Genomic DNA, 23,163 nt, shown 5'->3' on the forward strand with positions numbered 1-23,163 from the left:
GTATATACCAGAGAGTTTGACAAAAATCCGGTCGATTAAGCGGCCAGCCGCTCACCATTTGCCTGTACCAGCTGCGCCATACGACGGCCAACTGTCTGCAGCGGCATATCACGCATTTCGCCCTGTAGTTCTGCTACTGGCGCAACCGTCTGTGTGACATCACGTTGGTTAAGCATCCAGCGATAAGCAACAGGTTGATCACCGGTATGAACACGCCCGGTATTGTCGGGTACATGGAGTACCGTGCTGATGGTCTGACCGTCTGCCAGTGGCAGCTGAACCGTCACATTAGAAAACCCACCAGAGCGGCGGGGTGTGCCGATGACAGGTTTATCAACGATTTGTCGGTTCTCAGGCAGGTTCAGGTTAAACGCCTGCTTCACTATCTCAGCAAGACGGTTGCCACCTTCACCAGCAACAGAGTCCAGAATGAAACTGTCTGTTTCTGCTTTACCGGGGTTGTAAGCCGAATCCAGCACGTCAACAGTGGTCGGTTGCTGGAGCCATTCAGCCCCTTTACCTTCTTCCAGCCAGGACATAGCAGCATCCACTTGCAGCGGACTGAATTCGTCGTCTGTTGTTGCCTGACTGGTTAAACGCATACCGTCAAAGTATGGGTTAAGCCAGAATTGAGTCGCACAATCAAACAGGCTGGACTGATTAGCAGCCGCTTCACGACGTTGGTTGATATCCTGAAGTATCTGCTCCGGACTGATATCAAAGTCATCACCAAACAGGGTATCGTCCACGGTTTCACGTCTTGCCTGATCGGCGTAGGTGATCAGTGATACTGCTATCTTGTCACGACCAATAGCCCGGGTCAGTTCCGGATTGTGGAATAACTTGATCAGCTCATCTGTTACCGGGTCAGGCGCAGACAACATATCAGCCTGGCTCAGTAATTCGCTGATGGCTGTACGGTTCTGCCGTGCCTGGCTGACCTTTCCAGCGGCTTCAGCAATCTGTGTTGAGATATCAAAGTCTGCTTTTACCCGTCCTGCTTCAACGTCTCTTTTCAGCTGCGCAATCGCCGGGGCAGCGTCCACCAGCGCACCCGAAATAGACTTAACATTGTCGTCTGTTGATTCGGTGATACGTGACATCACTGAGGGCGAACCGTAGGCAGCACCTAACAGGGCATTACGGATACGAGCCACACCAGACTGAGACAGACCACCATGAGCGTCCAGCAAGTCACCATGTTCATTGACTGGCAGCTTGCCAATAAACGACCGGACAAACTGGTTATTGGCGGTTGCGGTAATATCACCACCTTTGAAGTCAGACAACATGGCTTCGTCAATCATTCTGGCATCAGAAAGACCCTGCTCCGTTGCGCTCATTTTGCTGACCGTCATCTGGTTCGCTTTTTTCGTGAACAGAATCCGGTCATCCTCTGACAGGTCAGTGGTACGGCGACGGATAAGCATTTCACCCGCTTTTAAATCCAGCCCGGTCGCTTCCTTAACCGCCTTGGCATAGCGACGATGCAACAGCTCATCCTTAACAATCTCACGCATAGCCATGGTGCGGCCATTGCCCGATTCAACGAGATTGTCATGGCTGACGATTGGAGCGCCTGTATCGGCGGTAGGCGCATCTAACAGCTGATTCGGGTCAAAGTTCCGGATGATGCTGCGAATTTGCTCTTTTGATGACTCCCGGGTTCTGTCCCTGGGCTGCAAGCTCTGGTCAAAGTTATCCTGATCAGACGTAATCAGCTGATCAATAGCCACCACTTCCAGGCGGGTTTCAATTTCCATATCTTGCGCCCGAATATTGCGGGTATTGGAGCCCCTTGGGCGCAGGTTTGCCAATGCCCGGTTACGATTCTCCAGACTAGCAAGGTCAAGCCGCATCTGGTCGGCTTTTGCCTGGTATTCGTGGGCATCTTCTTCAAGGATATCGATTTCAGACTGTAGCTTGTTACTGCGCTCGCTCAACTGCTCAATCAGTAGCTCTGATTCCTGGACCGCTTTACGCTGTTGGGCTACCTGTTCGGACTGGGCGACAAACCTGGCACTGTTGCGGTGTACAAGCTGCATAACACGACGGCCAACGGTTGCCAGTGGTATATCTTTCATCACGCCACGCTGAGTCATTTCAGGGGCAACAACATGCGTCACATCACGTTTATTTAACAGCCATCTGTAAGCAATCAGAAAATCACCGGACTGTATCCGGCCGGCACTATCCGGCGCATGGAATACAATGCTGACCGTTTGACCGTCTGATATCGGTATCTGGGCAGTAACAGTCGCAAAGCCACCAGCACGGCGAGGTTTACCAATGATCGGCTCCATGACTTCCAGCTTATCGGACTGTCGGGACAGCACCCGGGCGAGAGCTCTAACGGTGCGAGTAAACCCATTCCCATATCGGGACGTTACAGCATCCAGGATCATCTGATCAGTTAACAGCTCACCGGGGTTATAAGCGGCGTCCAGCACATCAATGGATTCGGTTTCAAACAACAAATGCTCATCGTCTGAGGTCAGGCTCTCCATGATGGAATTAAGCCGCCTTTCAGTGAATCCAGCCTCATCAAAGACAATTTCAGGGGTTAATCTGGCACTTCCGAGCGAATTAAATTTGTAATTTTTATTAATTTCGCCTAGTATCTGGGTTGTGCCGCTCCCATGCTGGGTTAGGAAGTCTTCGGATGCCCACGGAAACCCAGAATGCGTAGAGCAGGAGAACACATCGGCTTGTCCGGTGTTCCCATGTAGGCTTAGCCGCCCACCTGCTTCATCGGCACTTACCTCACTACTGCTTTCGTAAATAAACTCACTTGCTTGTGGGCTTCCTGCTTTTTTCCATTTTTCAATAGCTTTTGGCATTAACTTTTCGTGGTAGCTCTTATGCTCCTCGAATGCAGTTACAATCCAGTGATCTCTGTCGGGTACTTGTCGCCTCTGTCCTTTTTGATCTTTTTTGCCTTTACCCTTTTTTTTCTTACGTTTATCCCTTTCTTCATTCGCTTGTTTGCTTGGGACACTCACAGCCATTCGTCCATCTAGGGAGTTTTTAGCCAGAACAACAACATTATCACCCAGTTTTATTTCTAAGTTTCTGGCATCAGGAGCACTGATTTCACCCTGAACAAGCACCTGAATCATTTTGTCCAATACGTCCAGACCGCCATTATGGCGTACCTCATCCATATAGGTTTTTTCCCAGTTTCTTTTCGCAAGAATATGCGAAATGCCTGCACCAGGCTGAAACTTAGGCGCTACTCCTGGGCGACCGAAAAGAAAAGCAATCCATCCATTCCCCTTAGCTCTTGGATTAAAGTCCTTATCAAGCTCCCTTCTGTAAACTCCAAACAGCTCGTCTCTGTATGTACGAATGACATTTCTAAGTAAGCGTTTCCCCTCGGTAATATTTTGTTGCCTTAATGTCTGCTCAGCAGCACTGTCAAAAAAATCCTCCATCACGCAGCCTCACCCAACGATACCAGTTCACTCTGCAGGCGCTCATTCTCTGCCTTGGCTTCTTCAATCTGACCGGTCAGGGTGCTGATTGATCCCTCGTTTTCGCTGACCTGGGCAGACAGGGTTTGCTTGCGCTCTTCCAGTTCGTTGACGGTTTGCTGCAGCTCTTCTGCCTGTTGCTGGTACAGGACAATACGGGCCTTTGCACTGGTGCGTGCGACGGTTGCCTTATCCACTTTTTTCGGGGCTGTTGCACGACGACGGCGAGCTTTTTGGAATTGGCTTGAGTTGGCTTTGACACGGTTGCTGATCTCAGCAATAGCCGCTTTCAGATTATCAACTGCCCTGACCGGGATAACTCTGGAATTCAGACGTACCTGGAATACAGCCCCTTCAGACGTTGCCTGCAGCACCACTTGCTGACCATCGGCAATATTGAATGTTGCCCGTTTTGTGGGGACGCCAGACTGACGGCGTACACGGTTATCGGCATCGATGCTGGTGACAACCAGGCCGTTAGATTCAAACTCTTTTTTGACCTTGCTCAGGCCTTTCTCGTTAAAGTTTTTGAAGTCGAAAGAAAGGTAACGTTGATTAGCCATCATGGCCTCCATACAGTTTTCAGGGAGTGTATGGAGGCTCTGGCTGCGGGGCTTTTAAATTAATTTTTCAGGCTGTGCCAGTTCTGGCAGAGCAGCAATAGCACCTTTGTTTGAGGTCAGATCGTCAAGCCTTCTTTCCAGCTCATCGACCCTTTTAATCATTTCAACCTCTCGGGTAATCAGTTCGATAACCGTTGTTTCCAGGCTGGCGAATACCGGCGTGGATATCAGCGGAACCGGATCGATGTTATTGATCATTTCAGGCGTTACCGCTGTGGCGTCTGAAGGGATATCAACGACAGCAAGGGGGCAATGCCCGTCACGTAATTTTACCTCGTCAACCGCCTTGATCGTGACCATGGTCACTTCTTTCAGCCGGTAGTCCACTTCCAGCACGACAAACTGAGCTTTACCCGGTGTCAGGGTGATGGATTTTCTAACGCCTTCGGGCATTCTGGAATTAAGGGAAAAGCCGCCGCAATCGATGACAGCCACACTGTCCTCATTGATGCCTCCTACCTCAACCTGAAAACCGCCTTTGTCAGACGGCCAGACGTGAAATCCCTGGTAAACACCTGCAGGTATCACCCGGTTGAATTTGCGGTTGATCGTCGCACCAGACAGATTCTCACGCCAGGCAGTATCAACTCGTAAATCGTTCTCAGGCTGTTGGGGCCAGTTCTGCACAAGACTCATCAGGCGGCCTCCGGCAGAAAGGCAATATAGCCGTTAAGGTGCAGAGCCTCTGAAGGTGTCACATAGTCGGGCAGCTCAACACTGATCGCTACTAAATCGCCATCCTGATCATACAGACCGGTCACACTGAATTTTTTTGCGTCATCAACACGGTCGTTTGGTGTCATGCGGATCAACAAACGGCCGTCAGTGTAAATAAAGTCATCTGGACTTAGTTCTTGCCGCCACCACTCATCAGGCACTTTATCAGTGTCGTCAGGAATCTCTTTTATGGTTGGCGGCTCAGTACTGTCGTCGATAAAGCCATAGCCCAGGCCAAATTCAGCAATAGTGAATTTATTCCCGAGGCCAGAAGCACCGAGGGCTGATTTTTCGTAAAATTTCGGCAGCAATTTTGCTTGTTGCCAGGTGGTTTCTGTCTGGTTTGGCATCAGGTCAACGTACCATCGTAATGAAGATCAATAGGACTGAAATCACAGGGAATCTCGTCAAAGCCCATGTACTCCCTGGGCGGTCGTGGTTCGGTGTGATCAAAATCGGTCGTGCGGTGAATGTCGGCATCCTGCCAGGCGGGTAGACGTGAATGGATCGCTACAAACTCATTGGTGATTTGTCGTTGATTCAGTTCCCAGCTCAGGCGGTCATGAACCCAGTCGATATACAGCAGGAAAAGTTCGCCGTCGTAGACAATGTGTACCGGCTTAACCTTGTCAATTTCAGACCTTACCAGCTCAACAAAGTCCTCTTTTGCCAGGTCCGGGTACACTTGCTGCATCTGGCGATAATCGACCCATAGACGGCCACGGCTTGTCATCATGTAATCGTCCAGGTTGCCCCGGGCAATTTCTATTTCTGTCTGTGACCGCAGGTTGTCGTAGGTGTATTCAGCACCCAGCAGGCAATACATGATCTCCCAACGGGCGTGAAGCTCCGGAAAGTTCCGGTCCAGGATGGAATTGATAACAGAGGCGGCATCCTTTTCGTGTATTTCCCGGGTTCGCCAGGCGACAGCAAGGGGCTTCTGGTGTTCTGCCATTGGCAGAAACACATCAAAAAAATCACCCAGCTCAGACAGACGCCGGTCAATGTCATCAGAGTGCGCTGTGAACAGTGATTTTGAGGCGTCAAGGCGTTCCGCTTCAGGGAAAAAATAGGTGTCCCAGAACTCCTCTATCACGCTGGCAAGCTCAGCCCATACAGGCGCATCCTGCCTGTTTTTAGACAATCGCTCGACTAACCATTTTTTCACAATGACACTCCCGCACTAGATTGGTCGGGAGTGTATGGGGAGGGTTACGGGCAAAGTATTAAAAATAAATTTAATACGTCAGGGTCAGGCGGTTCATGGATTCATCAAGGTCGATGAAAACCATCTGGTTCAGTTTTTCCGGCTCGGTCATGCCTTCCAGATCGATATACAGCTCCTCCTGGTTGGCAAAGATATCCAGATCATTCATGAGCGGGTATAAATCCCTGATCAGACAGACTGATTTACGCTCTTTCCAGCTGGCGTCCTTGCCGTAATATTTAACCAGGCAGTCAGATATCATCTGTCGGGCTGTTTTAAGCCCCACTGAGCGTTTTAACCGTCCGGTGATAGCCACTACATAGTCAATGTCTTCCCGCTCGTACAGGGTGTATTTGCGGTTCAGACGGGGCAGACTGTCCAATGACTCCTTAACCTTGGTGGATACATCAGGGTCAGCAGGATCGTAGCAGCAGACAAAAATGTTATTGATGTGTGCCATATCAAAGTGACCCACCATTTCCTCCATCTCCTGTTCACCCCAGACCTTCAGCCACAAGATGCCGGGATGATGGCGACGGATGAAAAATTCAAAATCATCGCTCCATATAACACTGTCGTCGTATAAGACGTTGTACTGTGCGTTCCGGGCAATATCATCTGTAGATTCAACGTTCCGACCACCTGTAATGGTGTCCGCTGATTCAAACTCTACGCCCCTGGCAACAGCCGCTACGGGACTCAGCTTTTGACTGGGCATGAGGGATGTTTCACCCTCAGTGATCCACATCACTACTTTGATGCTGGCATTGGCCGGCGGCATACGACCAAACAAGCCATTGCCGAACCGGATGCCTATCTGTTCCAGATGGTTGTAAAACTCGTCGTATACATGATCTTCAGCGCCGGAGTTGCGGAACATTGGGCGATACTCCCACTCTTCCAGACCTGCACCTGAATCAACAAATACCGATAGCTCACTGACCTTGGGTGACAGCTCCCTGGGCAGTAATATTTCAAAGAATGGTTTCTGCTCTTCGACCAGGTACAGCTGGTCGGTGTAATCCAGCTGCAGCGCCGGAACGTCAGCCTCTTCCCCTGCTTCAATGATGACCGGCTCAGTCAACAGGTACGGGCGCTGTTGTTCGTCAACCACCTTGGTTAAATCCGGTAAGCCCTGCTCGAATTCACTGCGATTCAGAACCCGGATCATGCCACTGGAAGGGGTTGGCTTACGAGGCGTGTAAAGCCGGTCTTCCGAATGTGCGAGGGTGCTGGAACGGTTTACACACGTTGATAGGTACTGCTCCTGTCGTGTGCGTTCCAGTTTGCGGAACGCCGCTTCAATAGCAAGGTTCTGGTGAGTGTTCATTGCCTGCAACAGCTGAGAATCAGCCAGGGCGGCCAGTTGTGGGCGTTGGCGAACCAGCTCAATAAACTCGGCTCGGGTCTGCTCTTTTGATTCGTAAAAATCCATTAGTTTTCTCTGACCTTCTGGTAACTGCTACGCATTTCACCGCAAATCTGACAACGCTCCAGCACCAGCTTGATATCGGGTTCCAAAGGAGCCTGAACGTGCTTAATCACAACAAAGGGACAGTATTTTTTTACCCGTCCGGCGTTCGGGCAGATCGCTTGGTGGTTATCCATCCGTCAAACCTCCTACAGTGACCGTGACAGTCCCAAACTGGTGCAATAGCGTGACCATACATTCATGAATCGATTGCCAGGATACCCGCACACCACGGATGCTGATGCCTTTCAAATCCATACGCAGCTTTGGAATTAATGTCATTTCCATCATTGCCTCTGTGTCACTTCCCTCAGCACTGAACTGGAAATACTGGTGATTGCTACCCCATTCAGGTTGATCTGCAATAGTGCCGACCGGGTTAGCGAACCAGTCCCGTATACGGTTGTTTAATGCCTCTGCCTGGCTGTGGGTTTTAATGCCCTGACTGTCCAGCCCTAACAGGTAATCAAGTTCATTCATCAGATATGGTCGTATGCGATTAATGTCAGTAATGCGTCGTCAAACTCTGTGGGGATGTCCATCGGGCTATATCCGGGCTGCATAGGCGGCATGGTGTTCCGGCTGGCTTTTTCGATGGCTTTAGCCAATTTCTGCTCGTCGAAATAAGCCTCAATGCTTTCTTTTGTGCCTTTGCCCTGTTTCTGGCTGGGCCGTGACTCTTTGGAAGCAGGAGGGTTGCTAACGATAGGTTGTGGTGGTTTTGGCGGTTTGATCTGGGTGACTTCAGATTCAATGATCGGGGAGACTGCCGCCGCCTCAATGGTTTTTTCAATGTCTTGCGGGTCTGCGACTTCAATCAGGACAGTCGGTAACGGAGCAAGCTCTACATGACTTTGGGCATCACCCACTTCACCCTCTGTTTTTTCCTGAAATTCAGCTATTCCGGTTTCCTGGGTAACGGATTGATTCAGGGTGTCAGATTCTTGTGAAACTGAGGATTCAGACAGCTCTGAAGCCGAATTATTCTCGGACTCTTTGATCGATGACTGAATATCAGAAACGTGCTTTTCCAGCTGACTGGCTGTGTCTGTGGTTTGCTCCTGATTTTTTTCGGTTGTATCAGTTTCCTGAGAAACTGGAAGCAGCCCGTTAGCGTCCTGCCAGGCGTTATAACGCTCTCTTGACGGGGTTAGCTGGTCATCCTGATAAGGCAGTCCCATACCGGCAGACAACTGCATTGTCCGGATATCTTCAGCCGCTCGCTGTTCCTCAGTCAATGTCCTGTATTGCCGGTCAGCCTGCTCCTGTATAACAGAGTTTTCCAGCTCATTACCGGATTTATCAGGGTTTAGCAGCCCCTCATACTGGCTTATGCGCCTTAACTGGTCTAACTCAGTACCAGACAGCTCTGATAAGCTGGATTCGCCACTTTCGACTCTGGTTTTAAGCTCCTGGGCTGAAGTGGTTTGTTCTGTTTTTTCAGATACCTCTGGGTCTTCTGTAGTGCTATGCTTTCGGTCGTTCAGCTCTTCTTTGATTGACTGTCGAAGCTCATGGGCTTCACCAGCTTTTACAGGGTCTTCCCGCCATTCTGAAAGAGACGGCTTTATGTGATCCTTCATCACATTTAACTCGTCATCAGACAACTCTGACAGGGTGGATTCGCCGCTTTCAATTCTGGTTTTAAGTTGCTGGGCTAAATCTGCTTCGCCTATCTGGTCGGATTTTTTATCGCCCCACCAATTACCGCCTTTTTTTCCCAAAAACAGGCCAGCAGCACCACCTAAAGCCCCCACTGCTAACGCACCTAATGGGCCAAGAAGCATCCCTGCTTTCGCTCCTGCCGCTGCACCAGCAATAGCGCCACCAGCCGCCCCCCCGATGGTACTGTCTTTTTTTACCTTTTTTTGTTCTTCAGTTAATTCTTCATCTTCATCAATGGACTTAAAGCGGCGAACGATGCCAACTATACCTGCCGTAGCCGCACCTGCAGCTGTGGCGAGAACACTGGCAATTAATCCTGATTTGCCATTAAAACCACCACCAGAGCCACCAGCACTGCCTTTGAGTTTTTTCAGCTCTTTTTGTTGAGCCTTGTGTCGCCTTTCATCAGCGGCAAGCTGTTCATCCAGTTTCTCTATCAGCTCGTCGTTTTCACGGTCTTTCAGTGCAGCCGGTTCAGGCTTTAAAGTCGTCAGTTTTTCCGTGAGACGTGCGAATAAACCACTGGACTCCTTACTGTTACGGGTAGTTTCCGTCTGTAGCTTTTCAATGCTGTTTTGAGTATTGGTTAACTCTTCACTGGCGTTGCTTCCCTGACCGGACACATTACGCAAAGCCCTCGCCGCAATGCGAACTGTTTTTCTGATCTGTTGAGGGCTGTTTGTGACCTTGCTTTTTACATTGGAAGCCAGCTGTGAACGGTACTCTTTACCCCGTATTCTCTGGGATTCATCCACTGAGAGCATCTTGCCATTGTCGTCTCTCAGCTGTTTTTTTGAGTCTTTGCCCCGTAGCTTTTTACCAAAATCAAGAATGCCTTTAATAGGCTTCCAGTTTGCCAGTTTACCCCCGACTTTTTTGGCGCCCTTGGAGTCAACGAACGTCTCTTTTAATTCCTTTGCAGCGGCATAGTAAGAACCTCCTGTGGCAGCAGCAGCAGAATCCGACGCACCTTTTTTGTCGATAGCCTTTCCGGCTTCAAGCGGGTTAATCGCTGATGCCAGTCCGCCCATTTTTTTTATGAACTGACCTTGCTGTTTAGCCTGCTCTTTCTCTCGCTGTTCTTTTTGTACCAACGCACTTTTAGGTAATGGCTCAGCGGCTTTTGCTTCCGGTTTAATCTCTTTTATTTTATCCAGATACTCAGGCTTCAGCGTGGCTGTACCAGGTTCGACAGTACGCCCTCTGGATGTTGTAACAACCGGTTTTTGAGTCAGTTTTTCATGCCCAGAATACTCTATTGATGGCTGAGTAGTTGCAGGCTTACCGGGAACCACATCAGCAGTTGTTATTAATGCTTTCTCATTTGGACTTTTTTCACGACGGCTTTTGTTCTTTTCCTGACTGGCCGGCAACCAATTTTCATTGACTACCTGGACCACGGACGGCGAAGCTATGGGTTGTGGTGCTGGTTGCTGATTGATGGACGCGCTGTTCTTATTCGGTGATAAATCCGCCTGTTTCATCACAAACGGTAAATCTGAAGTATTCTTACCAATCTGTTTCACTAAAAGCGGCAAAACCGAGGTATTAAGCTCGATCTGTTTCAGTGAATCAGCAATATCGTCCGTTGGCTTCAGCTCATTATCCCGCTCCTGAATAGCGTTATCAGACGCCAGACGGAACGAATCAATTTCTATTACGGCATTACGATCCGGCATTTTGGTGCTTCCGTTTTAATCCTTCATGGAGTTTCAGAACCAGTCGCTTTGGTTGGTTTAGCAGACCGCCTAATGTTTGATTACCAAACAGACAAAGATTGTTAATGATCACGCCCCAACTGGCAGTGCTATAGTCCTGGAATGTAATGCTGATACCGAAAGGGTAACTGCAGAGCAGTTGTTACCTCCCTGTTGTCCGGGCATTGGTGCGGTGGTGTGGTTAACAGAATCCGACCGTTAGACACTGTTGATTGCAGGCCGTGAGTCATTTCTTTTTGCAGGGCCGTAACATCATCCCTAAGTTTTTCGTACCGGCTGATAGGTAAACCGGCCAGCACTTCACGGACGTTAGCCCGACGTTTTTCATCGTCTTTTTCCAGGTCATTAGGCTTAGTCAGTTGCTCTGCCAGAGTTTCAAAGCGAATAACAGCCGCCTGGCGACGATAATCGTTACTGTCAGGCTTCAGGTCTGTGAGTACCATGCGTAGCTCTTCCAGACGCTCCAGAGCCTCACCACTCAACGGCACAACCCGCCAACCATCCAGCTCCCGGTATGGCCTGCCTTTCATTTCCTGATAGTTTTCAGCAAGTAGCTGTAAATCAAAATTGTGAACGTGAGGCTGTTTGCAGTGTGGGCAGTCATAAGGTATCGACAAGATTCGGTCATTTAGCGTATGCAAGGCATACCAATACAGCGCAAAACGGCGGTCGTCTCCCGTCCACTGGGCGCTATTGGAATACTGATCTGGCGACTGGGTAGCATTCAGGAACGACGTGGTTAACGCCTCTTCGTGATTCGGAGAGACGCCGGACAGCTCCATGGCTTCCATTGCCGTCATTTCACGGAGCTGGATTTTTATTTCCGGGTTACTGGGTAGGCTGAAGGGTGCTAACACTGATCTTATCCATCACTAACATCATCAGCGCAGTGTGATCATCTTATGGGGCAAAGACTCTTAATAATTTTTTTTGAAATTTGTTGACCGATTTAAAATCAAATACCAATATTAGGTATATATTGGTATTTATACGATGCGGGAGAAAAATATGGCTAAAAACACCAGCATAACCTTGGGAAATCACTTCGACGGGTTTATTTCAAGTCAGATTGAAAGTGGTCGTTATGGCTCTGCCAGTGAGGTTATTCGTGCTGCCTTACGACTCTTGGAGAGCAATGAAACAAAGCTAAACACTCTTAGGAATCTCCTCATAGAGGGAGAGGAAAGTGGCACTGCCAGTTACGATTACAATACTTTTATCAGTGAGCTGGATAGCGAAAATAACGAATGAAGACGTTTGTTCTAACTCAGAAAGCAAAAAGCGACCTGAAGGAAATCGCAAAGTTCACTGAAAGTCGGTGGGGGAAAAAGCAAAGGAACTTTTATTTAAAGCAGTTTGACGATGCTTTCCATTTACTTGCAAGACAACCGGAAATAGCCAAGTCTTGTGATGATATCAGGGATGGCTACTTGAAATTTCTTCAGGGGAGCCATGTAATATTTTTCAAACTGATAACTGAAAAAAAGATAGAAATTGTGAGAATTCTTCACAAAAATATGGATATAGATACCCGCTTGAATAGTCCTTAAAAAAGGGGCAAACGCCCCTTTCAATATCAGGCTGAGGCGAGTTTGGGAGAGTGTATATACGAGGCGTCCACATATTCACTGAATACTTGTAGCACCTCATCAGTACTGACTTCCAAGCCCTGCGGATTAAAAACAAACGGTGTGCCGTAGGTTTTTAGAATTAGACTGCTCGTATAACCATTCAGGTAATGTTCGGGGTTGTCTACGTGAATAGCTATCTGTTTCTTCACTACGCTGATTTTTGTCACTTTAGACCAGGGAACAAACCCGCCTTGTACCGCCACTAAAAATCCTGACACCCCATCTTCAGCAAAAACAAGAGCAGGAACTTTTGCAAAGAGCTTTCGTGCCTGAAGAAAAACGTGATAACCACAAAAGAATAAGCAAAAAAGACCAATCAGTCCATCAACCCATACTGCAAGCAAAACAGCTGAAACAGCCACCAGCCCTATCATGACGACTTTGGTTTTGTCGAAATTAATCACTTTTTTCTGACTCATAAAATCCCTACATTACTTTCCGAAAATGGCAAAAACACAGGGCAGCAGCCAGATTTTGAAAACTGATTAAATTCTTATCACTTCCCTGTATGGCGAAATATACATGCCGGTGAAATCAAGTTAAGTAGCTATAAGTACCTATGCTGTATACAATAGATTCCATTGAATACAGTATAGGTGATTGATTATGTCTACTTCTGCGAGAACCGTTCGGCTAAACGATGATATGAGTCAGGCTGTTGATGAAATAGCCAGAATATGCGGTCGTGATGCAAATTTTGTTATGAGAGAAGCCATTGAAGAATATGTAAAGCATCATGAATGGATTATTAAAGAGACACAAAGGCGCTTAACGAAACTTGAAAATGGCGAGGGCAAACTCGTTTCACACGATACCGTTAAAGACTCCATCCTTAAACGAATTCAGAGCAAAAATTGATGAATATTTACTGGATGGAAGAGGCTGAATATGACCTTAACCACTGGCTTGACTACATGGCAATACGTAACCCGGAAGCGGGTAACAGGATCGCTGTAGAGGTGCTGGAAGCTGTTGAAAGCCTCAAAGAAAACCCGTTAAAAGGTAGAGTTGGCAAGGTTCACAACACAAGAGAGCTGATTATTCCTGACAATCCTCTCAAGGTTATTTATACAGTCGAAGAAAGCCTAATCAGTATTATGTTTGTCCCTCACCAACGACAACGATGGTCGTCTATTCAGAACTGACAAAACCATCAGGAGAAATCAGGATTCTTCGCCCACTTCACAAAAGCAGTCTGGCAATGACTATACCGGTTGCAATCGAAAAAGGTACTAAGGCTATAACCCCCAAAATGAAAAACCTTTCAATTTTCTCACCAGTCAAGCTGGTTTTCTTAGCTTTGTTGTCAGTCATTGTCTGAAATCTAGCCCTATATTGCCCACATTGACACCTGTAACTTACCAGGTTACGCTTATATTGTCTTTTGATACGGAGGTGTTCATTGATAAAGACATTTAAGCACAAGGGTCTTAGAGTCTTTTTTGAAACAGGTTCAACCAAAGGAATTATGGTTTCTCACAAAGACAAGTTAAGGCGAATTCTAACCCACCTTGACGCTGCCAGTAGAGTGGAAGATATGAACTTTCCAGCCTACAGGCTTCACCAGCTGAAAGGTAATTTGGAAGGCCAATGGTCTGTTACGGTGAATGGGAACTGGCGTGTTTTCTTTAAATTTAAAGATGGTCACGCCTATATCGTCAACTACAACGATTACCACTAGGTAGCACATGGAAAGGTTGTTGCAGCAGCCTTTCCTACCTATGAAAGAGAGTACCATATATGAACATGCACAACCCAGCACACCCGGCAGAAATCCTGAATGAGGAGTATATCAAGCCTCTGGGATTAACAATCACTGAAGTCGCCAAGCGCCTCGGTGTTACTCGCAAGGCGGTTTCTGAGCTCATCAATATGAAAACAGGCATCAGTATTCCTATGGCTTACAGACTGGCTAAAGCCTGTAACACAACACCGGAACTGTGGATTAACATGCAGGTTAAATATGATCTGTGGCAGAACCGTGACATTGATGTCAGTAATGTCAGTTCACTTGCCTGATATGAATTGAGAATGGAAGGCCTGAACCACGGGCCTTCAAATCATTAAACCGAAAACTTCTGCACAAACCTCACCGGAAACTCTAGCAAGCCACCGTCTGCCTCATAGCTTTCTGTGATATCGCCCACCAGCGTCGGGAATATTTCCCACTCCCTAGCGTCGTCTTTCTTGTGCGTTATCTGTCCGTTTTCTTCAATGAGCTGGTAACGGGTACATTTGCGCAGGTAGTTACTTTCAAGGTTAACTGTTGCCCTGCCGTTGGCTGGGCTGTGACCGCTTCCATTGATTACTTTTGCAATCCACGCCGCCATCCAGTTATAGACTCTTCTGTCCTGGTTATCCCTGACCGTCATAGACAGCTCTACAGGCATTGACCGGACGGGCATAGTGATAACACCAGCCCCGACGTTTTTCGTCTCAGTCTCGACCTCTAAAGCCCCGTAGGTGATGTCCTTTACATAGATCGAAAGGTCTTTTGGTGGGTTTGCATCGTCATTTGCGTTAGAACTGCCATGAAAAACTAACTCCCATTGCCACTGTTGTTGGAAGCGGGTCTTAATGGCTGTGTTCACCATATCGCACCGCAACCGGTTTAAATCTTTCCTGGCGGTTGATACACCCAGAGCCATCAGAACCACCCTGATATAGAAATAGTGGGCAGGAAGCTGTGTTCTTCTTCCATCGCTGTTTCAAGGGCATCCAGTTTTGCCTGAGTTTCACTGGCTTGCGGTATGGCATCAACCGGCAGTTTTGCCGCCTGGTTCGCCTGACGCAGCCGCTCATTATTTTGCAGCTCAATCAGGTGGTAAAGGTACTGCTCAATCAGGCCAATGGACTCACCCGGCAACATGCCGCTATCCAGTGGCAGATGATTGATATCCACCACAAAATCGACTTTGTAAGGCGGTTCACTCCAGCGGTTAACATGAGTGACGTTTATCATCCCTTCACGGTTAATCATGCTTTTGTGATAGTTGCCTTTACTGTCGTGTACCGCAATCAGCTGACTGAAGAATGGCGGGACTTCCACCCCACCATTCACCACGTCATCAGCGGACAAATACAACGAACCACTACTACCGGCTTTATCCTGGTAGCGGCGCATGGCGAGCTTTAGTAGTCCTTCCAGCTTCTCCGGTTCCAGGAGCAAAACGGCGAACCGGTCACAGACGGCTTGTAGTAGTTCGTTTGGTGTCACTGGTTAGTATCCTTTTCCAGACAGAAGCTCAGCCCAGTTGTATCGAATCGTGCCAGATGGTTTAACGATGGCAGTACGATCCTCAACACTCAGGTCAGTGGCGTCCAGCTTGATAAAGCAATGGGACAGCCGGAATCTCAGCGGTTCCACACCATTTGGCAGAGACTCACAGATCAGCTTCAGCTCCAGGGTCAGATACTCTTTTTTGGCAACCGAGTCACGGATCATTTCCAGCACAGCACCAGATATCACTTCTTTGAAAGTGATCGACATTTCGCCGCTGTTGTTGTACGACCCCTGTTGTGTGAATTGCACACCGAGAGGCGCAAAGGTTTCAATCTCTTCCCTGGAGAAAGCGGGAATCTGGGTTGCCTGCACCAGGGTTGAAAACTTCTCTTTGCCTTTGATGATCAGCTCAAAGTTACTACTGACCGCACCTTCACCCATGGCAAGGTGTTGGTCATACGCTCTTTTCAGGAGCTTAATATCGCCCTTTGCATTTGCTATAGACATTTACTACCACTCAATAAATTTCATCGATGTTCAACAGGGTTTTGGTGGAAACTTCAAGGGAAACGTCAGCAGACAACAGGTAGCCATCAGGGGACTTAGGGCCGTCCAGCGGTACAGATACCGACTGAATAATGCAACGCTCATAGATGACAGTCCGGCCAATATTCAGAATGACCTCGCCGGGAATTCGCCCCGTAGCATTTCCATGCTCATCATCACTGGACTCTCCCCCAAACTGCTCTTTAACCTTGTCCCATACCGCCGTTGCGCTAATCGGTAACGCTCCTTTAAGGTCAGGAGCCTGCATTCGTTCCAGTGCCGATATGGCGCCTTCTACTTCGTTGGCAGGGTTATCCCTGGCATAAAGGGTCAGCGTTATGCTGAAGCTGTGAGGCTGGTTGCCTGACCAGATTTGAGTACTGGAGAGCGTTGTTTCAGTGGTCAGTCCGGTTTCGGCCTGAAGCAAACCACCGGACTTCTGCAACTTGTTACCTACTGAGTCACCCTGAAGCGGTTGCGACCAGTTAGCCTGGACCGACTTACTGGTTCCTTCACCAATAACTCCGACAACGCAGGTGTTACCCTGCATGATCCATACTTTGTGATATGGCGAAAGCCGGTCATCGGTGACGCCTAAAACGTTCTGAGGTGGTTTACGCCATATCAGGTTTGCCATGGATCACATACCCCGTTGCTTACGCACACGCATGGATTTTTTGCGGGAGCGGCGTGCAGAGCTGTTATGAGCCTTGCGACGGGCTTTCTTCAAAGCGGCCCGCTGCGCACTGGTACGGCGCTTTTTACGCAACGGGCGTTTTTTGATTTGCACCTTGCCATTACGCACGACCTTGCGACGGGCAGAGTCGGTAATCAGGGAAGCGGACACCGCAAAGTTGCCAATCAGCTCCTCATCACTGCTCTCACTTTCTGCCATTTTCCCTGACAGATGCTCGCCCAGAGATTCAGCCGCATCGTCAGAACCATCGATAGCCGCCGCTACCTGCGATTCACTGCCGCCCAGTTGTGCCAGGGCGTCAGCAGTCGTCGAGCGCAGACCGTCGTAGAAGTCCTCTTCCAGCTCATTGCCTTCACCGTCTTCGTCGTCTTCAGACGCCAGGCCGGCAATCAGGTCATTCAGATACTCAGCGCTGTAATCACCGTCTTCGATCCAGGTCAAAGCTACGGCCATACCAGTCGCTCGCAGCTCTTTTTCGCCCATATCGTCAACAGCAGCATCCATTACATGCTGTGAGACTTCTTCGTCCTGTTTTTTTGGCTGGCCGTACCCGGCGTAAGGGCTCCAGTCATCTTCCGGCACAAGCGAATTAAACGCACCTACGTCCATTCTGAACCTCCTTACTTGATTAAAATGGGTTGCATGGCAATACGACGGCCGACGCCGGTCACGCACACAGCGATGGTCACTTGCCACAGATCAAGCTCTACCTGCTCAATCATGATCTGGTAGGGTTCGTCGCCATCTTCCGGGTTGCGAGGTGTCACCAGAGCACCGGACTGCACCCGGGCATCACAGATGTCACGACACATATCAAGCAAAGCGCCTTCAGTCAGACCGTCTGGCTCAAATTTGACAATACGGGCCGCTTTTACGAACTCATGACTGATGTCGTTCAGCACAGCACCCACATGCTCAAAACGCAGATAGTTTTCAGCGTTCCAGGTGGTCAGGCAGTCACCGATCACCGCACCGTTATTGACCGGATTGATTCGGGCTGCAGCCAGCTCAGCAGGTTCTACCTGATCGGTGTAATGCAGTGGCTCAACACCACGACGACCCACTACACCACGGTTATCACCGGCATTGGTAAAGTGCGCACCACGCACGTCAACACGACCTGTTGGCGCAGTCAGACAGCGACCTTTACCGGCTGTAGCCGTACCGGAAACACCCCAGATGGATTTACCACCAAACCATTCATCGTTAGCCCGATACGGGTAGTGGTAGCCCTGGCACAGGTAGTTATTGATCTGGGCATCACGAATCCACTCAATCGCCGCCTTTTCGGTCAGGGCCGGCGGGATGTCATAGCGGAATTGCGCCAGCTTACCGGAAGCAATGTGCAGGTAATCAGCGATTACGTTAGCGTCATACTGACCAGCGGCGAACATCAGATCGATATCCAGCTGAGGCGCACCGAGCATGGACCAGGCTTTTTTAAAGTCGTCGGCTTTTGGCTTGCCGCCGTTGGTTCCACCAGCGAATTCACCTTCCACCTTGTCCAGACTGGATACACTGGCATTCAGGGCAACAGCGGCACGGAAACGACTGCCACGCTCTTCCAGCAGGGCCGGCAGGTACACAGTACGGTTTTCGTCGTCTTTATCGTCTTCTCCCAGACCCGCCACAAAGGACTCATTTGGGATATTGACGAACTCGCCGGAGATTTTTTCCTGAAACAGAATGCTGAAACGGCCTTTATCAGCATCAACATTGCTGATCACGACACGACGGTTATCACTGGGATCACCATCTTTCGGCCAGACTGCCAGAATTGCACCGTCAGCCAGCTTCACGTCATTACCGTAAGGCAGAGCCTCGGTTACAACGTCCATATCTTTATCGGCCTGGGCTTTTTTCTGGGCTTTTTTACCAGCCGGTTCACCGCCGCCAGTAGCAGGTTTCAGCTGAATAACCGGATACTTGGCATCAGACGCAATAACACGCACCAGGGTTACACGGTCACAGCCTTCCAGTGCGTCTTTAACGTGACGCATACCTTCAGCCTCAGCACCGTGAGACATTGGCAGAGGCTTACCACACTTGTCTTGCCAGTTTGCCCGGGTAACAGTGAACGGCTTGCCCACTTCACCCCGACGCATAACAACCGCTGTTGCCGCTGTTACGCTGAGGTCTGTCGCAAGGGAAAAATTGTTATCGATTGGCGGCAGGACGTATACGCCCGGAGCCGCCGTTACTACGCTCGGAATCATTAATAAACAGGCTCCAAAAATGGATATTTATCCAACAGTCGTTTAACAATCGTCTGAGGGGCTTCAGTGACCGACGATGTGCTTTGAGGCACTACATCAATGCGGTATTTGCGGGTATGGAGGCTGATTGCCAGACTGCCATGATTGGTAATGGCCCTGATAAGAGGCACAGAACCACCATCACCCGGTACTCCATCTTCACCAGGGCGGCCGCCAGGGGAACCGTCATCACCAGGTACGCCATCTTCACCCGGCACACCTTCATCCTCAGTGACTACAGGGTTTTCAACGGATGCCTGATCATCAGTCACATCAGTATCTTCGACTTTTTTGGCGGCAGGCTTGCGGGTACTGGTCGCTTTTTTCTCGGTTGGCTTCTTTGCCATACTTCACTCCCGATAGCGGGAGCCCCGTAAGGCTCCCTGTACCTGATTAGATGCTGTTCAACACTTCATCTTTGGCAACCAGACGCAGCTTGCGGAAGTACTTGCGACCCAGGTATGGGTGCAGGTCACGATAAGCCAGCTCATAGAGCGTGTTTTCGTGGCGCAGATTACGCAGGATTGGGTGGGCATAGTTGATAGCGGAAATCGCATCAGCACCGACATAACCGGCGTCACCATGGGAACGGCCTTTCGCATAGCAAAGGATCGCCCACGGATCGTCCATGAATGGATCTTCTTTCAGGTCATAACCCCACAATTTACCGACGTAATGCGGTTGTGGAATATGGCGATAACCCGGCGCACGTTGGAAGTGTGGCGCACCAATAGACTTCAGCAGCGCAGCGGCTTTCGGGCCACAAACCATACCCACCAGACCGGAGGTTTTGGTTTCGACCATCATTTCCATGCTGATGTTTTCCAGCGTCTCGGCCAGGGCTTCGTAGTGGTCACGGAAGCTCAGACCCACCGGAATGCTGCGACACCATTCATGCTCACCGCTCACGAAGAAATACATATCGTTCAGACGACGACGGTCTTTTTCAGCAGAGAGCAGGTTGCGAGCGTTCTGCAGTTGCATGGCGTTCAGGTCGAGGTTGAATTCTCTCTTTGCGCCAAACGCCGCTTGGATGGAAGCAGAGGAAGCCAGGGCGGACTCATGCGGGTACAGGGTCCAGGACTCCATCTCGTGATCGATCATCGGGATCAGCTCAGGCTGAGATTCGATATTCACGTCAAACGCCACATGAACATCAATGCCAGTCTTGATCGCCTCACTGAAGTCGATAATGATCTTACCTTTCTCGTAATCCACAGTACCGGTTACGACCACGGTGCTACCACCCTGGGAGAACTGACCAATCAGCTGACCGGAGCCGGTATCTTTTGCCACAACGTTACGGTCAACGTACACACGCACACGACCGGAATAGATTGGCATCACACGACCTTGATCAGCCTGGGTGCTGTACTCAAATCGCTTATCTTCGCCGTTACCAGTACCGGCGAGGCGGCGCTGATCCAAAGTCGTGTATTGACCCATAAAATCAATATCAATGCGGTCGCCTTTTTCCAAATCACCGAATGTGCTGCCTGCACGACGATGGATTCTGAAAATTTCAGACTTGTCATAATTAGCGGGGATATGGGTGATCATATCCGCTGTGACGGACATCAGCATTGTCGGAACAACCAAGGCGACTTGATGGTTACGTTTGATCAGACCATCGCTGACCGACATTGAGCCCTGAGTGTTGGAGCCTGCGCCTGTCGCATTGTCCATGATCTCTTTCAGACCGTCAGACTGAGGGTTCAGCATGTTTTCGACGGTGTGCATGGCTGATGCCATCATTTCGTCAGATGGCAGGTGTCCGTGTTGTTTCTCGTAGGCACGAACAGACTGAGCCGCCAGACCCGCAATGAAGTCACGACCTTCGCCAGCGGCATCAAAAATAGAATCTTCGGCTTCGGCTTTGATGTTGTCAGAGCGAACAGCAGAATCGGTGATGAATTCGCCACGATCCTGATCTACCTGGGGATCAACCAATACACGACGGAATTCTTTGGCACGCTTGGCGATTTGATCCAAACGCTGTTGGTACTTATCCATTACAGACTACGACTCCATTGGAATTTGTAGCCTGTAACGGTATTGAGGGCAGGTAAACTTGTACTTTAAATAAAATTTTTGGTCGGGCTTTTTTTCTAACTGTCCACAATATCCTTGATTTCATCACTGGCAACAGAGTCAAACACCATCGCCAGACAGGGGTCATCAGCCCAGTCACCCAACAGGGATGACAGAGCAAAATTTTCCAGACCGCCATCTAAGATGCGCTGTGCGTTCTGCTCATGCTCCATAAACTCACGCAGTTTGTCGCCGGATATACCCAGCTTGTCCAGCTTATCCATCAGCCTTGCCAGTTTACTTGAGTCCAGGTTGCCATCGTCATCAACCACTGATTCAAAATCACCGGTCATATCGTCGGCGTCACGCACCAGGTCATCGACTTTATCCTGACCAATACCACCAATAGAGCCAAGGGCCTCTAATACGCTGTTACAGCTACCGCTTCGGCCACCGCTGGCCTCGTCATTAATCTTGATAGCCACATCAAAACGGGCTACAGACTGCGTTAAATTACCGGTCATAGAACCGGCATGAGACACCAGATCACCACTACTTTCTGACACACTGCCTGATATTTTTTCTAGTTTTTCTTCCAGCTTTTCCAGCTCGGCAATATCCGGGCAATCACAAGGGTCCAGGATGTGAGGGCAGTTCTTTTTTGCCCGTTCCATGGCTTCATCCATCAATTCCTGCAAGAGCACAAACTGATTATTCAGGTCGGTGTTACCCGCTGATAACGGGTTGCTGATTGCACCCGGGTTAGCCAGGGCCTTATACAGGGCTATCTGCTTAGGATCGTTAAACATTGCTGTCCTTAAAGGGTGTGAAGCGGATCGCCACCAATCAGCGTTTCACCGCAAGATGCTACAGAACCGGCATTACAGACCGCACGACCATTGATCGTGTGCCGTGATTGCCCGGTATTGGTGACAGAGCCGTGAGGGCTTTGGTTACTGGACGTTGGGATATGCGTCCCCAGGGTATCGCCTACGCAGACAACAGCTACGCCATTAACGGTATGCAGTGATTCCCCGACAATGGTGGGTCTGGGCAGGTAACTGCCATGGCCGGAGGTCATGGTTTTGCCCACTACACAAATGGTCATCCTAGCGTCTCCACAAATCTCGGTGCTTTAACGGTAAACGGTGCGCCTGATACATTGTTGATGCCACCACCGGCATCGATGTTAATGCTACCGGAGGCTTTCAGATCGATATCACTACCCGCTTCCAGACTTACCCCTTTGCCAGCATTCACCATGGCATCACCATCGACATTAATTTCAGCATTGCCTGACAGTACATTGATGACCAGAGAGCCGCCTGATTCTACTTCGGTACTCTCCCGGGAGGAAAAGAACGCACTGTTTTCAGAGTGCAGGACGGTATGCCCCTGCTCTGATATCTCAAACGCCGTGCCAGTTGCCCTATGGGTAATGCGATACACGCCAGGGCGCTCGGTTTCGATGACAATGCCGTGTTGACTGTCCACCCGGCTTTCGTGGTACTCGGCAATATCCGGCACTGGCTCGTTACCGGTACGCTTATGCTCTATGCGCTTTTCGCCATCCCAGGCTTCATGTGGCAGGTTTGGCTTATAGTCCGGGTTGTGATGGATAGAGCCTACAATCAGCGGTCGGCGGGTATCGATTTCGCCGTGGGTTTGATGGGGGAAATGTACCCACACATAATCACCAATATGACACGGCTGGAAATAGCCGCTATTGGTTCTGGCGCCCACTGGCAGCAGGTAATCCGCCCAGGGCAGGTCGGCATCAGGAATATCGTCCATCATACCGAATACACGCACCCTGACCCTTAGTAATCCTTCCGGATCATCATCACAAACGATTGCCGCCTCATGGTACAGGCGCTCATTATTAGTTAACGGTAACAGCACAATA

The 23,163-nt window shown here is 49.5% G+C and carries 28 protein-coding genes; 6 read left to right on the top strand and 22 right to left on the bottom strand.

From position 1 onward, the window contains the following. Positions 1 to 35 precede the first annotated feature (35 nt). From V5J35_RS23920 to V5J35_RS23965, 10 genes are all read right to left on the bottom strand, one after another. Positions 36 to 3,164 carry a defense against restriction DarA-related protein gene (locus tag V5J35_RS23920; RefSeq protein ID WP_354011463.1) on the bottom strand — a complete coding sequence of 1,043 codons (3,129 nt, stop codon included), beginning with the start codon at positions 3,162 to 3,164 and terminating at the stop codon, positions 36 to 38. Between the two features lie 269 nt (positions 3,165 to 3,433). Continuing rightward, positions 3,434 to 4,039: a defense against restriction DarA-related protein gene (locus V5J35_RS23925; protein ID WP_354011462.1), complete on the bottom strand. Its 606-nt coding sequence runs from the start codon at positions 4,037 to 4,039 to the stop codon at positions 3,434 to 3,436. A gap of 51 nt (positions 4,040 to 4,090) precedes the next feature. After that, positions 4,091 to 4,732, bottom strand: a complete 642-nt coding sequence (locus V5J35_RS23930) for a hypothetical protein (RefSeq protein WP_354011461.1) — start codon at positions 4,730 to 4,732, stop codon at positions 4,091 to 4,093. Beyond that, entirely contained in the window at positions 4,732 to 5,163 is a 432-nt protein-coding gene (locus V5J35_RS23935; RefSeq protein ID WP_354011460.1) for a hypothetical protein, read from the bottom strand. Before V5J35_RS23935 ends, V5J35_RS23930 begins: the two co-directional genes overlap by 1 nt. Next, positions 5,163 to 5,981, bottom strand: a complete 819-nt coding sequence (locus tag V5J35_RS23940) for a hypothetical protein (protein ID WP_354011459.1) — start codon at positions 5,979 to 5,981, stop codon at positions 5,163 to 5,165. Before V5J35_RS23940 ends, V5J35_RS23935 begins: the two co-directional genes overlap by 1 nt. 70 nt (positions 5,982 to 6,051) lie before the next feature. Next, positions 6,052 to 7,455, bottom strand: coding sequence for a baseplate J/gp47 family protein (locus V5J35_RS23945; RefSeq protein WP_354011458.1), 1,404 nt, complete (start codon positions 7,453 to 7,455; stop codon positions 6,052 to 6,054). Continuing rightward, complete coding sequence (locus V5J35_RS23950) at positions 7,455 to 7,628, bottom strand: hypothetical protein (RefSeq protein WP_354011457.1); 174 nt, start codon at positions 7,626 to 7,628, stop codon at positions 7,455 to 7,457. Before V5J35_RS23950 ends, V5J35_RS23945 begins: the two co-directional genes overlap by 1 nt. After that, positions 7,621 to 7,971, bottom strand: a complete 351-nt coding sequence (locus tag V5J35_RS23955; RefSeq protein WP_354011456.1) for a hypothetical protein — start codon at positions 7,969 to 7,971, stop codon at positions 7,621 to 7,623. Before V5J35_RS23955 ends, V5J35_RS23950 begins: the two co-directional genes overlap by 8 nt. Beyond that, a complete protein-coding gene (locus V5J35_RS23960) occupies positions 7,971 to 10,835 on the bottom strand; it encodes a hypothetical protein (RefSeq protein WP_354011455.1) in 2,865 nt (954 codons plus the stop codon). The genes V5J35_RS23955 and V5J35_RS23960 overlap by 1 nt, the downstream gene beginning before the upstream one ends. A 128-nt stretch (positions 10,836 to 10,963) precedes the next feature. Further along, positions 10,964 to 11,731, bottom strand: a complete 768-nt coding sequence (locus V5J35_RS23965; protein WP_354011454.1) for a hypothetical protein — start codon at positions 11,729 to 11,731, stop codon at positions 10,964 to 10,966. A gap of 151 nt (positions 11,732 to 11,882) precedes the next feature. Between V5J35_RS23965 and V5J35_RS23970 the strand changes: the two genes are divergently transcribed. Next, the gene (locus V5J35_RS23970) at positions 11,883 to 12,125 is read left to right on the top strand and encodes a type II toxin-antitoxin system ParD family antitoxin (RefSeq protein WP_354011453.1); all 243 of its coding nucleotides are present in this window, start codon (positions 11,883 to 11,885) and stop codon (positions 12,123 to 12,125) included. Continuing rightward, on the top strand, positions 12,122 to 12,424 hold the full coding sequence (locus V5J35_RS23975; protein WP_354011452.1) for a type II toxin-antitoxin system RelE/ParE family toxin: 303 nt from the start codon (positions 12,122 to 12,124) through the stop codon (positions 12,422 to 12,424). Before V5J35_RS23970 ends, V5J35_RS23975 begins: the two co-directional genes overlap by 4 nt. 26 nt (positions 12,425 to 12,450) lie before the next feature. Here V5J35_RS23975 and V5J35_RS23980 read toward each other — a convergent pair whose 3' ends face one another. Next, positions 12,451 to 12,924: an STM3941 family protein gene (locus V5J35_RS23980; protein ID WP_354011451.1), complete on the bottom strand. Its 474-nt coding sequence runs from the start codon at positions 12,922 to 12,924 to the stop codon at positions 12,451 to 12,453. Positions 12,925 to 13,111: 187 nt separating this feature from the next. Here V5J35_RS23980 and V5J35_RS23985 point away from each other — a divergent pair, with 187 nt between their 5' ends. From V5J35_RS23985 to V5J35_RS24000, 4 genes are all read left to right on the top strand, one after another. Continuing rightward, entirely contained in the window at positions 13,112 to 13,363 is a 252-nt protein-coding gene (locus tag V5J35_RS23985; RefSeq protein WP_354011450.1) for a CopG family ribbon-helix-helix protein, read from the top strand. Further along, positions 13,363 to 13,650, top strand: a complete 288-nt coding sequence (locus tag V5J35_RS23990; protein WP_354011449.1) for a type II toxin-antitoxin system RelE/ParE family toxin — start codon at positions 13,363 to 13,365, stop codon at positions 13,648 to 13,650. The genes V5J35_RS23985 and V5J35_RS23990 overlap by 1 nt, the downstream gene beginning before the upstream one ends. A 257-nt stretch (positions 13,651 to 13,907) precedes the next feature. Beyond that, positions 13,908 to 14,186 carry a type II toxin-antitoxin system RelE/ParE family toxin gene (locus V5J35_RS23995; protein WP_354016537.1) on the top strand — a complete coding sequence of 93 codons (279 nt, stop codon included), beginning with the start codon at positions 13,908 to 13,910 and terminating at the stop codon, positions 14,184 to 14,186. A 59-nt stretch (positions 14,187 to 14,245) separates the two neighbouring features. Next, the gene (locus V5J35_RS24000) at positions 14,246 to 14,524 is read left to right on the top strand and encodes a HigA family addiction module antitoxin (protein WP_354011447.1); all 279 of its coding nucleotides are present in this window, start codon (positions 14,246 to 14,248) and stop codon (positions 14,522 to 14,524) included. Between the two features lie 44 nt (positions 14,525 to 14,568). Here the strand turns inward: V5J35_RS24000 and V5J35_RS24005 are convergent, their stop codons facing one another. The 11 genes from V5J35_RS24005 to V5J35_RS24055 all read right to left on the bottom strand — a co-directional run bounded on the left by V5J35_RS24005 (position 14,569) and on the right by V5J35_RS24055 (position 23,159). Continuing rightward, entirely contained in the window at positions 14,569 to 15,153 is a 585-nt protein-coding gene (locus tag V5J35_RS24005) for a hypothetical protein (protein ID WP_354011446.1), read from the bottom strand. Next, positions 15,153 to 15,722 carry a hypothetical protein gene (locus tag V5J35_RS24010; protein ID WP_354011445.1) on the bottom strand — a complete coding sequence of 190 codons (570 nt, stop codon included), beginning with the start codon at positions 15,720 to 15,722 and terminating at the stop codon, positions 15,153 to 15,155. Before V5J35_RS24010 ends, V5J35_RS24005 begins: the two co-directional genes overlap by 1 nt. A gap of 3 nt (positions 15,723 to 15,725) precedes the next feature. After that, entirely contained in the window at positions 15,726 to 16,235 is a 510-nt protein-coding gene (locus V5J35_RS24015) for a hypothetical protein (protein ID WP_354011444.1), read from the bottom strand. 10 nt (positions 16,236 to 16,245) lie between these two features. After that, the gene (locus V5J35_RS24020) at positions 16,246 to 16,911 is read right to left on the bottom strand and encodes a hypothetical protein (RefSeq protein ID WP_354011443.1); all 666 of its coding nucleotides are present in this window, start codon (positions 16,909 to 16,911) and stop codon (positions 16,246 to 16,248) included. Positions 16,912 to 16,914: 3 nt separating this feature from the next. Then, positions 16,915 to 17,580 (bottom strand): hypothetical protein, encoded by a 666-nt coding sequence (locus V5J35_RS24025; RefSeq protein ID WP_354011442.1) that lies wholly within the window; start codon positions 17,578 to 17,580, stop codon positions 16,915 to 16,917. A gap of 11 nt (positions 17,581 to 17,591) precedes the next feature. After that, positions 17,592 to 19,187: a hypothetical protein gene (locus V5J35_RS24030; RefSeq protein WP_354011441.1), complete on the bottom strand. Its 1,596-nt coding sequence runs from the start codon at positions 19,185 to 19,187 to the stop codon at positions 17,592 to 17,594. After that, positions 19,187 to 19,573 (bottom strand): hypothetical protein, encoded by a 387-nt coding sequence (locus tag V5J35_RS24035; RefSeq protein ID WP_354011440.1) that lies wholly within the window; start codon positions 19,571 to 19,573, stop codon positions 19,187 to 19,189. The genes V5J35_RS24030 and V5J35_RS24035 overlap by 1 nt, the downstream gene beginning before the upstream one ends. 46 nt (positions 19,574 to 19,619) lie before the next feature. Further along, positions 19,620 to 21,239 carry a hypothetical protein gene (locus V5J35_RS24040; RefSeq protein ID WP_354011439.1) on the bottom strand — a complete coding sequence of 540 codons (1,620 nt, stop codon included), beginning with the start codon at positions 21,237 to 21,239 and terminating at the stop codon, positions 19,620 to 19,622. Between the two features lie 95 nt (positions 21,240 to 21,334). Then, the gene (locus tag V5J35_RS24045; RefSeq protein WP_354011438.1) at positions 21,335 to 22,066 is read right to left on the bottom strand and encodes a DUF7217 family protein; all 732 of its coding nucleotides are present in this window, start codon (positions 22,064 to 22,066) and stop codon (positions 21,335 to 21,337) included. Between the two features lie 8 nt (positions 22,067 to 22,074). After that, positions 22,075 to 22,365, bottom strand: a complete 291-nt coding sequence (locus V5J35_RS24050) for a PAAR domain-containing protein (RefSeq protein WP_354011437.1) — start codon at positions 22,363 to 22,365, stop codon at positions 22,075 to 22,077. Continuing rightward, positions 22,362 to 23,159 (bottom strand): phage baseplate assembly protein V, encoded by a 798-nt coding sequence (locus tag V5J35_RS24055; protein ID WP_354011436.1) that lies wholly within the window; start codon positions 23,157 to 23,159, stop codon positions 22,362 to 22,364. Before V5J35_RS24055 ends, V5J35_RS24050 begins: the two co-directional genes overlap by 4 nt. Between the last annotated feature and the right edge of the window lie 4 nt (positions 23,160 to 23,163).

This window comes from Endozoicomonas sp. NE40, assembly GCF_040549045.1.
GTDB classification, from domain to species: domain Bacteria; phylum Pseudomonadota; class Gammaproteobacteria; order Pseudomonadales; family Endozoicomonadaceae; genus Endozoicomonas_A; species Endozoicomonas_A lisbonensis.

Bases quoted from the DNA above. Each gene is read 5' to 3' on its own strand.
- V5J35_RS24035 (WP_354011440.1), bottom strand. From the start codon at position 19,573: ATGGCAAAGAAGCCAACCGAGAAAAAAGCGACCAGTACCCGCAAGCCT.
- V5J35_RS24020 (WP_354011443.1), bottom strand. From the start codon at position 16,911: ATGGCAAACCTGATATGGCGTAAACCACCTCAGAACGTTTTAGGCGTC.
- V5J35_RS24005 (WP_354011446.1), bottom strand. From the start codon at position 15,153: ATGGCTCTGGGTGTATCAACCGCCAGGAAAGATTTAAACCGGTTGCGG.
- V5J35_RS23950 (WP_354011457.1), bottom strand. From the start codon at position 7,628: ATGGATAACCACCAAGCGATCTGCCCGAACGCCGGACGGGTAAAAAAA.
- V5J35_RS23920 (WP_354011463.1), bottom strand. From the start codon at position 3,164: ATGGATGAGGTACGCCATAATGGCGGTCTGGACGTATTGGACAAAATG.
- V5J35_RS23955 (WP_354011456.1), bottom strand. From the start codon at position 7,971: ATGAATGAACTTGATTACCTGTTAGGGCTGGACAGTCAGGGCATTAAA.
- V5J35_RS24015 (WP_354011444.1), bottom strand. From the start codon at position 16,235: ATGTCTATAGCAAATGCAAAGGGCGATATTAAGCTCCTGAAAAGAGCG.
- V5J35_RS23975 (WP_354011452.1), top strand. From the start codon at position 12,122: ATGAAGACGTTTGTTCTAACTCAGAAAGCAAAAAGCGACCTGAAGGAA.
- V5J35_RS24050 (WP_354011437.1), bottom strand. From the start codon at position 22,365: ATGACCATTTGTGTAGTGGGCAAAACCATGACCTCCGGCCATGGCAGT.
- V5J35_RS23960 (WP_354011455.1), bottom strand. From the start codon at position 10,835: ATGCCGGATCGTAATGCCGTAATAGAAATTGATTCGTTCCGTCTGGCG.
- V5J35_RS24000 (WP_354011447.1), top strand. From the start codon at position 14,246: ATGAACATGCACAACCCAGCACACCCGGCAGAAATCCTGAATGAGGAG.
- V5J35_RS24040 (WP_354011439.1), bottom strand. From the start codon at position 21,239: ATGGATAAGTACCAACAGCGTTTGGATCAAATCGCCAAGCGTGCCAAA.
- V5J35_RS23930 (WP_354011461.1), bottom strand. From the start codon at position 4,732: ATGAGTCTTGTGCAGAACTGGCCCCAACAGCCTGAGAACGATTTACGA.
- V5J35_RS23985 (WP_354011450.1), top strand. From the start codon at position 13,112: ATGTCTACTTCTGCGAGAACCGTTCGGCTAAACGATGATATGAGTCAG.
- V5J35_RS23970 (WP_354011453.1), top strand. From the start codon at position 11,883: ATGGCTAAAAACACCAGCATAACCTTGGGAAATCACTTCGACGGGTTT.
- V5J35_RS23980 (WP_354011451.1), bottom strand. From the start codon at position 12,924: ATGAGTCAGAAAAAAGTGATTAATTTCGACAAAACCAAAGTCGTCATG.
- V5J35_RS24045 (WP_354011438.1), bottom strand. From the start codon at position 22,066: ATGTTTAACGATCCTAAGCAGATAGCCCTGTATAAGGCCCTGGCTAAC.
- V5J35_RS23935 (WP_354011460.1), bottom strand. From the start codon at position 5,163: ATGCCAAACCAGACAGAAACCACCTGGCAACAAGCAAAATTGCTGCCG.
- V5J35_RS24025 (WP_354011442.1), bottom strand. From the start codon at position 17,580: ATGGACGTAGGTGCGTTTAATTCGCTTGTGCCGGAAGATGACTGGAGC.
- V5J35_RS23945 (WP_354011458.1), bottom strand. From the start codon at position 7,455: ATGGATTTTTACGAATCAAAAGAGCAGACCCGAGCCGAGTTTATTGAG.
- V5J35_RS23990 (WP_354011449.1), top strand. From the start codon at position 13,363: ATGAATATTTACTGGATGGAAGAGGCTGAATATGACCTTAACCACTGG.
- V5J35_RS24030 (WP_354011441.1), bottom strand. From the start codon at position 19,187: ATGATTCCGAGCGTAGTAACGGCGGCTCCGGGCGTATACGTCCTGCCG.
- V5J35_RS23925 (WP_354011462.1), bottom strand. From the start codon at position 4,039: ATGATGGCTAATCAACGTTACCTTTCTTTCGACTTCAAAAACTTTAAC.